Genomic DNA, 11,682 nt, shown 5'->3' with positions numbered 1-11,682 from the left:
TGATGTTCCTTTTAAACAGCCGCCGCATTGGCGTTATCGATTAAATCAAGAACGTCCTGCTCAGTGCGGCAGGCGCGTAAACGGTCGAAATTCGCTTCGTCTTCAAACAGGTTAACGATCTGCATGATGCCCACTTCCTGGTGGGTAGTGGCATCGACGGCCGCCATAGTGATCAGAATATCGACCGGATCGTTATCCTCATGATTGAAAATCAGCGGCGTTTTTAAGGTCACCAGCGCAAAGCCGGTTTTCTTGACGCCCTCTTCCGGACGCCCGTGGGGCATCGCCAGACCGGGTGCAATCACAAAATAAGGGCCATGTTGAGCAACGCCATCCAGAATGGCCTGGTAGTAGCGCGGCTCGACCACATCGGCTTTAACCAGTAAATCAACGCCCAGCTTTACCGCTTCCTGCCATGTGCTGGCATCGGCCTGTAAAAGGATGGAATTATTCTCCACAAGAGAATCACGTAATTTCATTTGCCATCCTTACTTCATATCCTGCGGAAAATGCGCTTTGATCACTTCCAGCAGTTTCGGGCCAAAATCCGCAGGCGACAGCATATTGCGTACGCCAACCACATATTTATTGCCGGAAACGCTAATCTCACCGGCGATATGGGTGGAGGCGATGATGATATCCGCGCCGCTTAATTCGCTTTTATATTCACCCACCGCGCAACTGTTCACCGTGTGATCGATATTTGACTGGGTCAAAAACTGGTCCACTTTCATCTTCATGATCATGGAACTCCCTTGCCCGTTGCCACATACAGCCAGAATACGTACGGTCATCGTCAGAACTCCTTATTGGGCAGAAGAATCTGCCAGTTGTTTTTCCGCGTCCTCTTCAGCACGCAGCGAGCGCCCTGCAAAGAACATATAAGCCAGCGCAATAATGATCATGACGACCATAAACGCGATGCCGACAGAGGCAAAACCCTGCATCATCGGCGGCGCCAGAATCGACCAGTCCGCCATCCCCATCCAGGCGCTCATGCCGGTAAGCTTGACCGCCCAGACGCAGCCAAAGATTTCAATCATCCCCATCACCAGACAAATCTTCAGCGCCGCACGCCAGCCGCCGAAGTGATTAGCGAAGACTCCGATGGTCGCGTTAGAGAAGAACATCGGGATAAAGCCCGGGATAATCAGAATGGAAGAGCCACAACCCACCAGAATACCGACAGCGATCAGCTGGCCGATGGTCCCCCACATAAAACCCCAGACGACGGCGTTTGGCGCGAAGCTATAAATCGCCGCGCAGTCAATCGCCAGAACGGCGCCTGGGATCAAGCGCTGGGAGATGCCATTAAACGCTTCGGAGAGTTCAGCAACGAACATACGAACGCCCTGGGTGATGATGAAAATAGCCACAGCAAATGAAAAACCGGTTTGCAGGATATAGATCGTCCAGTGGGTTTTCCCCGCCATCGCCTGTACGGTATTGATACCGAAAGAGAGGAGAATCGCGCCGAAGAAAACGGTCATCACAATCGCCGTTGAGACGATATTGTCATGGAAGATATGCAGCCAGCCCGGCAGTTTAAGATCTTCAACGCTCTCTTCTTTTTTCCCCAGATACGGCGCAACCTTATAAGCAATCCATGACGCGAACTGTTGCTGGTGACCAATGGAGAAACCGCAGCCGTCGGTCACATCCTGGGTTGGCTTATACATCATATTGGAAGTGATCCCCCAGTAGAGCGACACCAGCACCGCGGTGCAGATAATGGTGGTCCACATTGGGTAACCGAAGATATAGAAAAAAACGGCAATCAGCCCGGCCTGCTGGAACATGATGTGCCCGGTCAGCATGATGGTACGGATACCAGTAATACGCCGCAGCAGGACATAGCAGATGTTCAGCGCCAGCGCCAACAGCACCGCATAGCCGACCCAACTGTATGCATTCCCCATCCGCTCAATCGTCGCCATCATCGAAGCGTAAGTATCAGAGATAGCGCCGTTAATACCGTAGACCTCGGACATTTTCGCCACCACGGGTTTAAAGGTGCTGGTCAGAATGCCGGACCCCGCCTGCAACAACATGAAGCCGATGATGGTTTTAATCGTGCCTTTAACAATAACGCCTGCGTTTTTACGCAACAGGATATAGCCCAGGCAGGTCACAATCCCCAACAGCAGCGGGGCGTTGGTCATGACCTGATTAAAGAAAACGGTAAAGATGTTGTAGAGAATCTCCATAACACACTCCAGAAGGTGGACGCGCTGAACTCAGGCTACGCCCAGGATTTGTTGTTGCAAACACTCTAATAATCAAAAATAATCACAACAAGATTATATTTGATTAAATGTGACGCACACCGCAAATAATCATTTAATCTGTTGTTGTAGTAATTCTCATTTAACAAAAATAAAAAATAATCAATTAAAATCAATTAAATAAAATTTAATGCGTATCATAAAGTAAGCCTGTTCCACCGTCTAACCCTCCATCACTGTCCTGTAAAGGACAAAACTCAGGATTGCATTCCTGAATAAATGATGACAGTATTTGTCAAAACAAATCATTAAATGATTACTTATGATAACCATTGAGGGAAAAATCAATGAGTAAAGTACAAACCATCACCCGCGAATCATGGATTCTGAACACGTTTCCGGAATGGGGTAGCTGGCTAAATGAAGAGATTGAACAAGAGCAGGTTGCACCGGGTACTTTTGCCATGTGGTGGCTGGGTTGTACGGGCATCTGGCTGAAATCGGCGGGCGGAGCCAATATCTGCGTCGATTTCTGGTGCGGTACCGGCAAGCAAAGCCACGGTAATCCGCTGATGAAAACGGGCCATCAGATGCAGCGCATGGCGGGTGTCAAGAAGCTCCAGCCCAACCTGCGTACCACGCCGTTTGTTCTGGATCCATTCGCCATTCGCCAGATTGATGCCGTACTGGCCACCCACGATCATAACGATCATATCGATGTAAACGTTGCGGCCGCCGTGATGCAGAACTGCGCCGATAACGTACCGTTTATCGGGCCGCAAACCTGCGTCGATCTGTGGATTGGCTGGGGCGTACCGGAAGCGCGCTGCATCGTAGTGAAACCGGGCGATGTAGTGAAAGTGAAAGACGTGGCGATCCATGCCCTTGATGCTTTTGACCGTACTGCGTTGATTACTTTACCGGTCGATCAAAAAGCGGCGGGCATACTGCCGGATGGCATGGATCGGCGCGCGGTGAACTATCTGTTTAAAACATCGGGCGGCAACCTGTATCACAGCGGTGATTCCCACTACTCCAACTACTATGCGAAGCACGGTAATGAGCACCAGATCGATGTGGCGTTAGGTTCTTATGGCGAGAACCCGCGTGGTATTACCGACAAAATGACCAGCGCTGATATTCTGCGTATGGCGGAGTCGCTGAATACCAAAGTCGTGATCCCGTTCCATCACGATATCTGGTCAAACTTCCAGGCGGACCCGCAGGAAATCCGCGTGTTGTGGGAGATGAAGAAAGATCGGCTGAAGTACGGCTTTAAGCCTTTCATCTGGCAGGTTGGCGGGAAGTTCACCTGGCCGCTGGATAAAGACAACTTCGAATACCACTATCCACGGGGATTCGACGACTGCTTCACCATGGAACCGGACCTGCCCTTCAAGTCCTTCCTGTAAGCCTTCTTCGGCGAGCGATTAACGATTAGCGCTCGCCGGAAATTATTCCGTCGGCATTAGTATTTTCACCTGATTTCAAATATCATCTTTGCTTATCACTTTTAATCGGATTTGCTCATGACGGAAGCGCAAAGACATCAAATTTTACTGGATTTGCTGGCACAAACGGGATTTGTCACCGTGGAGCAGGTGATTTCCCGGCTGGGAATTTCTCCGGCGACGGCGCGTCGCGATATCAATAAACTCGATGACAGCGGCAAACTGAAAAAAGTCCGCAATGGCGCGGAAGCAATTAGCGAACAGCGTCCGCGCTGGTCGCCAATGAATATTCATCAGGCGCAAAACCATGACGAAAAAGTACGCATCGCCCACGCGGCTTCGCAACTGGTCAACCCTGGTGAAAGCATCGTCATCAACTGCGGGTCGACCGCTTTTCTGCTTGGTCAGGAACTGTGCGGTAAACCGGTGCAGATCATCACTAACTATCTGCCGCTGGCTAATTACCTGATCGATCAGGAACACGACAGCGTTATCATTATGGGCGGTCAGTATAACCGCAGCCACTCCATCACCCTGAGCCCACAGGGCAGTGAAAACAGCCTGTATGCCGGGCACTGGATGTTCACCAGCGGCAAAGGACTGACTGCCGAAGGGCTCTATAAAACCGATATGCTCACGGCGATGGCGGAGCAGAAGATGCTTAACGTCGTCGGTAAACTCGCTGTGCTGGTCGATAGCAGTAAAGTCGGGGAACGCGCCGGAATGCTGTTCAGCCAGGCCGGGCAAATCGACCTGGTGATTACGGGAAAACAGGCCAATGAAGCGATCCTCAGACAGCTTGAGGATCAGGGCGTCAAGGTCATTCGCGTTTAAAGATGACGCTGGAAAAATGCCACCGTCGCCGCTAACGCTTCAGGCGTAATGCGGTGACGGACGCCTTTCTGCCAGATGCAGGTCAAATTGTCGGCCAGATCGTTTTGCTGCAACGCCTGCTGAAGACGGAGCGTCTCGTCCGGCGGCACAACATCATCTTCATCGCCGTGCCAGAGCAGCAGCGGCCGACTGGCAAGCGTCGCCAGTTGCTGGCTGACGTCCCACTCCGCCAGTTGTTCTGCACGCAGTGAAGGTGAAGGGAAAAGCGCCTGTGAGAGTGAGCTGAAATAGCCAGACCCCATCAGGCAGGCCACGCATTTCAGCTCCGGATGATGCGTCATCACGCCCAGGGCCGTCATGCCGCCCATTGACGCTCCGGCAACTGCCAGCCTGTCGTCGGCAAGCCATCCCTGAGCGCGAATCGCCTCCTGCAATGCCGGGAATTCGACAAAATTCTGCATCAGGATCGGCCAGAAGCGCTGCATTCGCCCTTGCGCGTCCCCTTGATAGCGTGCACCGTGTTCCGCCGCATCAGGCATAATAACCCGAAACCCGGCCTCCGCCAGCGCAACGGCAAAATAGCTATAGACCAGCTTAGAAGAGGTAAAGCCGTGATAAAATACGATACACGGCAATGGTGTATCCGCTGCGTTCTGCGGGTATGCGTGGAGAACATCCCCACCCGCAAGGTCACGCATTTCTAGTGCAATCATTTACCGTCTCCCTTCTCTATAGTGATGTTTTGTTATTACTCAAGTAACTTGTTCGCACATAGCGCATAATCTTGAGAAGCAGATTACGCTTTCACGATATTTTCATTCGAAAATCGCGTACCGGATAACACTTCGGGAACATTCCCCGAAAATGACATTAAGGCTACCACTACACTATGACTATCAGGAAACGAGATAGGGTTATGCGTAGGTTTACACCGTGGTTACTGGCTATCGCCTTAACTGGCTGTAGCGCCCTGCAAGGGACGCCAGAAGCGCCGCCGCCAGCAACCGACCATCCGCAAGAGATCCCGCGTAACCAGACGAAGGGTCTGCAGAAGATGGGGACGGTGAGCGTATTACTGTACGGCTCGCCGATGGATGTAGAAGCTGCGCTAAAGGCCAAAGCAGAGGCCGCTAAAGCGGAATACTATGTCATCATCATGATTGATGACACCCAGGTTCCCGGTCAGTGGTATTCGCAGGCAATTTTATACCGAAAATCGCGGTAATCTTTAAGCCAGCTTTACTTTGCTTTGCATCCATTCACATTCTCCTGTGCATAATACTGTTCAGCCAGCGGTAATTCTGGCGGGACGCCAGTAACGGAATGCCCTCAGGACGATGTGGAATGGAGCTGACGATGAAAAGAACCTTTACCCTACCCGGTATGATGCTGGCCCCCGTCACCGCCAATACCTCTGCTCAGCCAGCAGAATTGGCCAGCGCCGATTGCGTAACGGGCCTGAATGAAATTGGTCTGATTTGCGTTAACAACATCTCCGGTAGTCAACAGGATGTGGAACACGCTATCGCTGTGCAGGCCGATGAGCATGGCGCATCCTGGTATCGTATTGTTCAGATGTACGAAGATCAGCAACCAGATAACTGGCGGGTACAGGCCATTCTCTACGCCTGAGGCGCCTGGCGACCACGTCCCATTGCCCGTAATAATAAATCGTCCAGCGTCTGCGCATCCAGGCGCATACCACCGCGCGTGTCGAGCATCATACGGCACCATGACTCAGCCAACGGTGGCGAAGCGAAGCGCAATACCTGCGCGCCAACCCCAAGCAGATAAACCAGCCGGGTAATCTCTCGCCCCTGCTCTTCCAGAGGCCGCCGTAGCCTTTGTTGCAACTGCCGCCAGGTGCGATCGAAATGGCGATTCTGTCCTTTCACCTCCGCACATTCCGCCGCCAGAAGCTCCAGCGCCTGGGGTTGCTTGATGAGAACGCGCATCACATCAAGACACATAATATTGCCCGACCCTTCCCAGATACTGTTTACCGGCATTTCACGATATAAACGCGGTAATTCGCTCTCTTCGCAGTAGCCTGCGCCCCCCACAACCTCCATCGCCTCGGCGACAAACGACATCCCGGATTTGCAGATAGCAAACTTCGCCGCTGGCGTGAACAGCCTTGCCCACAGTGCCTCCTGCACATCGGTACGCCTGTCCCAGGCGCGCGCAAGACGGAACAAAAAGGCCGTTTGCCCTTCGAGTTGCAATGCCATCTGGCCAAGTACCTGACGCATCATCGGCTGATCGGCCAGATTTTTACCAAACGCCTGACGGCGCATAGCGTGATAGAGCGCCACCGAATAGGCCCGGCGCATCAGCGCGTGGCTACCCAGGGCACAATCAAAGCGAGTCAGCCCCCCCATTTTGAGGATTTGCCGAACGCCATCGCCCTCTTCGCCTACCAGCCAACCGCAGGCGTCGAAGAATTCAACTTCGCTACTGGCGTTTGACCGGTTACCCAGCTTCTCTTTCAGCCTTTCCAGGCGAACACCGTTGCGCTGGCCGTCCGGCAGCAGGCGCGGGACAAAAAAGCAGGATAACCCGGCCGACGTCTGCGCCAGCACCAGATGGGCATCACTTTGCGGGACCGAAAAAAACCACTTATGCCCGACAAGATGATAAAAACCTTCGGCGGTTTTCTCCGCTCGCGTGGTATTGCTCAGAACATCAGACCCACCCTGCTTTTCGGTCATGCCCATGCCAATAAGTAGCCCGCGCTTCTGGCTGCCCGGCACCAGATGAGAATCATAGCGATCGCTTAACAAGGGGGATAACCAGTCGCTAAATAGCCTGGGTAATGAACGCTGTAGCAGCGGGATCGCGGCAAAAGTCATCGTGATGGGGCATAAGGTCCCCGCCTCTACCTGGGCATGCAGCATAAAGCGGGCGGCCCGAGCGACAAAAGCGCCTTCACGCACCTCTTCCTGCCAGGCGAGATTATGTACCCGGTTTGAGCACAATCCCTGCATCAGCAGGTGCCACGCAGGATGAAAACGCACATCGTCAAGGCGCGAGCCCGTCGCATCGTAGCGCAGCAGTTCCGGCGGGTTGCTGTTGGCCAGGCGACCCAGTTCCAGTGATTCTGCCGTCCCCAGCTGTTGGCCAATGCTCGTCAGAAGATCGCCATCCCAGCCCGCGCCTTCACGCACTACGGCTTCACGCAGAGCGCTATCGGACAAGAATAAGTTACTGTTACACAGCGGCGTAGGTTGGTTGAATACCGTATGAGTTTGCCAGTGCATGGTGTTTCCCTCCTTCAATGGCGTCGCCATTAAGTATGGTCACCGGGAACAAACCACGCCCGCGAAAGCAGTCACAAAAAAACCATCCCGAAGGATGGTTTGGGGCTTTTGGTTTTATAGCGGCTTTAATTAGCTGCGCTGGCGTACCGCTTCAAACAGGCAAATCCCGGTGGCGACAGATACATTCAGCGACGAAACGCTACCGGCCATGGGAATACTGATTAATTCATCGCAGTGCTCGCGGGTCAGGCGACGCATACCTTCGCCTTCCGCGCCCATCACCAGCGCCAGCGAGCCGGTCATTTTGCTCTGGAACAGCGTATGGTCGGCCTCGCCGGCGGTGCCGACGATCCAGACGTTCTCTTCCTGCAGCAGGCGCATGGTGCGCGCCAGGTTGGTAACGCGGATCAACGGAACATTTTCCGCCGCCCCGCAGGCCACTTTTTTCGCCGTAGCATTCAGCTGCGCGGAGCGATCTTTCGGCACAATCACCGCATGCACGCCAGCGGCATCGGCGCTCCGCAAACAGGCGCCGAGATTGTGCGGATCGGTCACGCCGTCGAGGATCAAAAAGAACGGCTGATCGAGAGAGGCGATCAGATCCGGCAGATCGTTCTCCTGGTACTGACGCCCGGGCTTCACGCGGGCAATAATTCCCTGATGAACGGCACCCTCGCTTTTCTCATCAAGGAACTGACGGCTGGCGACCTGAATCACCACCCCCTGTGCTTCCAGGGCATGGATCAGCGGCAGAAGGCGCTTATCCTCGCGGCCTTTCAGAATAAAAACCTCCTGAAAGCGCTCAGGAGCGCGTTCCAGCAGTGCCTGCACCGCGTGGATGCCGTAAATCATTTCACTCATTTATCTACTCGTTTTAATTTCTGTTATCAGTTCCCTTTCTCCGCTCTTCCCGCGATACAGGGAGTTAAGGGAATCCAATTTACTCAGCGATTTTCTTTTTCGCCGCGCGCTTAGCTTTGGTCGCGGCGGCGATTTTTTGCGTTTTCGCCGACGGCTTCTTCGCTTTCTTCTCGCCTTTTGGCTGAGCGGCCTTCGACTGAGATTTGCCTTTCGGTTTGCGGAATGCGCTATCCGGCTCGAAGTTTACCTGCTTCCCAGCCTGACGACGACGCCCGGATGATTTACCCGCAGCACCTTTTTTTGCCTTTTCACGCTCGGTCTTACCGACGTTGCGCGGCGCCCGTTCGCTGGAGATAAGCGAGAAATCGATCTTACGCTCGTCCATATTAACCGCTTCAACGCGCACTTCTACCCGATCTCCCAGACGGTACGTCTGACCACCGGATTCGCCAATCAGACGTTGCCCCACCTGATCGAAACGGTAGTAATCGTTGTCGAGCGAAGAAACGTGCACCAGACCGTCAATAAACAGTTCATTGAGACGCACAAAGAAGCCGAAGCCGGTGACGCTGGCGATCACGCCTTTAAAGACGTTACCCACCTGATCCAACATAAAATCACACTTCAGCCAATCCGACACATCACGAGTAGCTTCATCCGCGCGACGCTCGGTCATCGAGCAGTGGACGCCCAGTTGCAGCATCTCTTCCATGCTGTAGTGCCAGCCGCCTGTCTCGGTGCTATTGCCTTTATGCCCCTGCTGCTTCGCCAGCAAATACTTGATAGCGCGATGCAGTGACAAATCGGGATAGCGACGAATCGGCGAAGTGAAATGGGCATAAGACTGGAGCGCAAGGCCAAAGTGGCCGCGGTTTTCCGGATCATACACCGCCTGTTTCATCGAGCGTAGCAGCATGGTTTGCAACATTTCCGCATCCGGCCTGTCGGCAATAGATTCCAGCAATTCCGCATAGTCGCGCGGTTCCGGCTTATTGCCGCCGGGCAGCTCCAGCCCCAGTTCCGCCAGAACGGAACGGAACGCGGTAATCGCTTCCGTACTGGGTTTATCATGAATACGGAACAGCGCTGGCTCTTCAGCCTTCTCAACAAAACGCGCGGCGGAAATGTTCGCCAGAATCATGCACTCTTCAATCAGTTTATGCGCGTCATTACGCTGAGTTTGCTCAATGCGTTCAATACGGCGTTCAGCATTGAAGATAAATTTCGCTTCTTCACTCTCAAATGAGATACCGCCTCGCTCCTCACGTGCGCTGTCCAGCACTTTGTAAAGGTTGTGCAGCTCTTCGATATGCTTCACCAGCGGCGCATACTGTTCACGCAGATCCTGGTCGCCCTGCAGCATATGCCAGACCTTGGTATAAGTCAGGCGGGCATGGGAGCTCATTACCGCTTCATAGAATTTGAAGCCGGTCAGCCGACCTTTTGCCGAAATCGTCATCTCGCACACCATACACAACCGGTCGACCTGCGGATTCAGGGAGCACAGACCATTAGACAGCACCTCCGGCAGCATCGGGACCACTTGCGACGGAAAATAGACTGACGTACCGCGGCTACGCGCTTCGCCATCCAGCGGCGTGCCCGGGCGCACATAGTAACTGACGTCAGCAATCGCAACCCACAAGCGCCAGCCGCCGCCGCGTTTCTTCTCGCAATACACCGCGTCATCAAAGTCGCGGGCATCTTCGCCATCAATGGTGACCAGCGGCAGGCTGCGTAGATCAACGCGCCCTGCTTTCGCCTCTTCCGGCACCTGCTCTTTCAGTCCGGCGACCTGTTTTTCTACCGCAGGCGGCCAGACGTAGGGGATTTCGTGGGTGCGCAGGGCCATATCGACCGCCATGCCGGTTCCCATGTTGTCGCCCAGCACTTCAACAATTTTGCCGACCGCTTTAGTGCGGCGGGTTGGGCGTTGGGTGAGTTCAACCACCACCACGAACCCCATTCTCGCGCCCATCACCTCTTCCGGAGGGATCAGGATGTCAAAGCTTAAGCGGCTGTCATCCGGTACCACAAAGCCCACGCCCGCATCGGTAAAGTAGCGGCCGACGATCTGCCCGGTTTTGGGCACCAGCACGCGGACGATACGCGCTTCCCGACGGCCTTTACGGTCAGCGCCCAGCGGTTGCGCCAGCACCTGGTCGCCGTGAATGCAGGTCTTCATCTGCTCAGAGGACAAATAAAGGTCATCTTTACGGCCCTCCACGCGCAGGAAGCCATAACCATCGCGATGACCGATAACGGTACCTTTCAATAGATCAAGACGTTCCGGCAGCGCATAACACTGGCGACGCGTGAAGACCAGTTGACCATCGCGTTCCATGGCTCGCAGCCGACGACGCAATGCTTCTTGCTGTTCTTCACCCTCAATATTCAGTTCTGTAGCCAGCTCATCCCGGCTGGCGGGTTTTTCGCGTTTTGCTAAATGATCGAGGATGAATTCCCGACTCGGGATGGGATTGGCGTACTTTTCAGATTCGCGCTCAAGGAAAGGGTCTTGTGACATGTCGGTTCCTCCGTTGTCATCTCTGGTGAAGTTTACGTCACTCCACCAGCAATAATTTATAAAGCGGTTGATTCTTTTCAACCAAATCGGCCAGCGTGTAGTTGTCCAGTTCCTTGAGAAAACTTTGCGCGGCTTCTGCAAGCGCCTGTTTCAGACGACAGGCAGGCGTAATATGGCAAAATTCGCTGCTGCAATTAACCAAAGTGAGCGGTTCCAGATCGCGAACGACATCCCCCACACGAATCATATTTGCGGGTTTACCGAGGCGAATACCTCCGTTCTTTCCCCGAACGGCCATGACATAGCCTATCCGACTTAACTGATTGATTATTTTAACCATATGATTACGTGAAACGCCGTAAACCTCCGTCACCTCAGTGATGCTGGTCATTCTTCCTTCCGGTAGCGACGCCATATAAATCAGCGCGCGTAACCCGTAATCAGTGAAACTCGTTAACTGCACAATCAACCTCAGGGAAAAGAAATACAGGATGTGTCGGTAGACGTCATTTCTATTGATGATA

At 53.6% G+C, this 11,682-nt stretch carries 12 protein-coding genes; 4 read left to right on the top strand and 8 right to left on the bottom strand.

Translation table 11 applies throughout. The annotated features are described in order from the left end of the window. Positions 1–11: 11 nt before the first annotated feature. From ulaC to ulaA, 3 genes are read right to left on the bottom strand one after another with little or no spacing between them, the layout of a single operon-like run. The gene (gene ulaC / locus ABK821_RS04470) at positions 12–479 is read right to left on the bottom strand and encodes a PTS ascorbate transporter subunit IIA (protein ID WP_138358624.1); all 468 of its coding nucleotides are present in this window, start codon (positions 477–479) and stop codon (positions 12–14) included. A gap of 9 nt (positions 480–488) precedes the next feature. After that, positions 489–794: a PTS ascorbate transporter subunit IIB gene (ulaB, locus tag ABK821_RS04465; protein WP_138358622.1), complete on the bottom strand. Its 306-nt coding sequence runs from the start codon at positions 792–794 to the stop codon at positions 489–491. 12 nt (positions 795–806) lie between these two features. After that, positions 807–2,207 (bottom strand): PTS ascorbate transporter subunit IIC, encoded by a 1,401-nt coding sequence (gene ulaA / locus ABK821_RS04460; RefSeq protein ID WP_138358620.1) that lies wholly within the window; start codon positions 2,205–2,207, stop codon positions 807–809. A gap of 365 nt (positions 2,208–2,572) precedes the next feature. On the opposite strand from ulaA, the gene ulaG reads away from it, so the two are divergent. After that, on the top strand, positions 2,573–3,637 hold the full coding sequence (gene ulaG, locus ABK821_RS04455; RefSeq protein WP_138358618.1) for an L-ascorbate 6-phosphate lactonase: 1,065 nt from the start codon (positions 2,573–2,575) through the stop codon (positions 3,635–3,637). Positions 3,638–3,754: 117 nt separating this feature from the next. Continuing rightward, a complete protein-coding gene (gene ulaR / locus ABK821_RS04450) occupies positions 3,755–4,510 on the top strand; it encodes an HTH-type transcriptional regulator UlaR (protein WP_138358616.1) in 756 nt (251 codons plus the stop codon). On the opposite strand, the gene yjfP is transcribed toward ulaR, so the two are convergent. After that, positions 4,507–5,223 carry an esterase gene (yjfP, locus tag ABK821_RS04445; RefSeq protein WP_138358614.1) on the bottom strand — a complete coding sequence of 239 codons (717 nt, stop codon included), beginning with the start codon at positions 5,221–5,223 and terminating at the stop codon, positions 4,507–4,509. The two genes, ulaR and yjfP, sit on opposite strands and share 4 nt — an antisense overlap. A gap of 176 nt (positions 5,224–5,399) precedes the next feature. Between yjfP and bsmA the strand changes: the two genes are divergently transcribed. Together bsmA and ABK821_RS04435 are read left to right on the top strand one after the other, a co-directional pair. Beyond that, on the top strand, positions 5,400–5,735 hold the full coding sequence (bsmA, locus tag ABK821_RS04440) for a biofilm peroxide resistance protein BsmA (RefSeq protein ID WP_138358612.1): 336 nt from the start codon (positions 5,400–5,402) through the stop codon (positions 5,733–5,735). A 131-nt stretch (positions 5,736–5,866) separates the two neighbouring features. Next, positions 5,867–6,142 (top strand): DUF1471 domain-containing protein, encoded by a 276-nt coding sequence (locus ABK821_RS04435; protein WP_171034802.1) that lies wholly within the window; start codon positions 5,867–5,869, stop codon positions 6,140–6,142. On the opposite strand, the gene ABK821_RS04430 is transcribed toward ABK821_RS04435, so the two are convergent. The 4 genes from ABK821_RS04430 to nsrR all read right to left on the bottom strand — a co-directional run bounded on the left by ABK821_RS04430 (position 6,133) and on the right by nsrR (position 11,621). Next, positions 6,133–7,770 carry an isovaleryl-CoA dehydrogenase gene (locus tag ABK821_RS04430; protein WP_138358608.1) on the bottom strand — a complete coding sequence of 546 codons (1,638 nt, stop codon included), beginning with the start codon at positions 7,768–7,770 and terminating at the stop codon, positions 6,133–6,135. The genes ABK821_RS04435 and ABK821_RS04430 overlap by 10 nt on opposite strands. Positions 7,771–7,899: 129 nt before the next feature. After that, positions 7,900–8,631 carry a 23S rRNA (guanosine(2251)-2'-O)-methyltransferase RlmB gene (gene rlmB / locus ABK821_RS04425; protein WP_138358606.1) on the bottom strand — a complete coding sequence of 244 codons (732 nt, stop codon included), beginning with the start codon at positions 8,629–8,631 and terminating at the stop codon, positions 7,900–7,902. 79 nt (positions 8,632–8,710) lie between these two features. Then, positions 8,711–11,158: a ribonuclease R gene (rnr, locus tag ABK821_RS04420; protein ID WP_343178151.1), complete on the bottom strand. Its 2,448-nt coding sequence runs from the start codon at positions 11,156–11,158 to the stop codon at positions 8,711–8,713. A 37-nt stretch (positions 11,159–11,195) separates the two neighbouring features. Then, complete coding sequence (gene nsrR / locus ABK821_RS04415) at positions 11,196–11,621, bottom strand: nitric oxide-sensing transcriptional repressor NsrR (RefSeq protein WP_138358602.1); 426 nt, start codon at positions 11,619–11,621, stop codon at positions 11,196–11,198. Between the last annotated feature and the right edge of the window lie 61 nt (positions 11,622–11,682).

The sequence above is a fragment of the Klebsiella sp. KE9456 genome (assembly GCF_043832615.1).
GTDB lineage: Bacteria > Pseudomonadota > Gammaproteobacteria > Enterobacterales > Enterobacteriaceae > Klebsiella > Klebsiella indica.
Note: the sequence above shows the minus strand (reverse complement) of the source record. Positions and strands in the feature narration are given on the sequence as shown.

What these genes read in the sequence shown, in the direction of transcription:
- ulaC (WP_138358624.1), bottom strand. Translation starts at nt 479, where the DNA reads ATGAAATTACGTGATTCTCTTGTGGAGAATAATTCCATCCTTTTACAG.
- ulaB (WP_138358622.1), bottom strand. Translation starts at nt 794, where the DNA reads ATGACCGTACGTATTCTGGCTGTATGTGGCAACGGGCAAGGGAGTTCC.
- ulaA (WP_138358620.1), bottom strand. Translation starts at nt 2,207, where the DNA reads ATGGAGATTCTCTACAACATCTTTACCGTTTTCTTTAATCAGGTCATG.
- ulaG (WP_138358618.1), top strand. Translation starts at nt 2,573, where the DNA reads ATGAGTAAAGTACAAACCATCACCCGCGAATCATGGATTCTGAACACG.
- ulaR (WP_138358616.1), top strand. Translation starts at nt 3,755, where the DNA reads ATGACGGAAGCGCAAAGACATCAAATTTTACTGGATTTGCTGGCACAA.
- yjfP (WP_138358614.1), bottom strand. Translation starts at nt 5,223, where the DNA reads ATGATTGCACTAGAAATGCGTGACCTTGCGGGTGGGGATGTTCTCCAC.
- bsmA (WP_138358612.1), top strand. Translation starts at nt 5,400, where the DNA reads ATGACTATCAGGAAACGAGATAGGGTTATGCGTAGGTTTACACCGTGG.
- ABK821_RS04435 (WP_171034802.1), top strand. Translation starts at nt 5,867, where the DNA reads ATGAAAAGAACCTTTACCCTACCCGGTATGATGCTGGCCCCCGTCACC.
- ABK821_RS04430 (WP_138358608.1), bottom strand. Translation starts at nt 7,770, where the DNA reads ATGCACTGGCAAACTCATACGGTATTCAACCAACCTACGCCGCTGTGT.
- rlmB (WP_138358606.1), bottom strand. Translation starts at nt 8,631, where the DNA reads ATGAGTGAAATGATTTACGGCATCCACGCGGTGCAGGCACTGCTGGAA.
- rnr (WP_343178151.1), bottom strand. Translation starts at nt 11,158, where the DNA reads ATGTCACAAGACCCTTTCCTTGAGCGCGAATCTGAAAAGTACGCCAAT.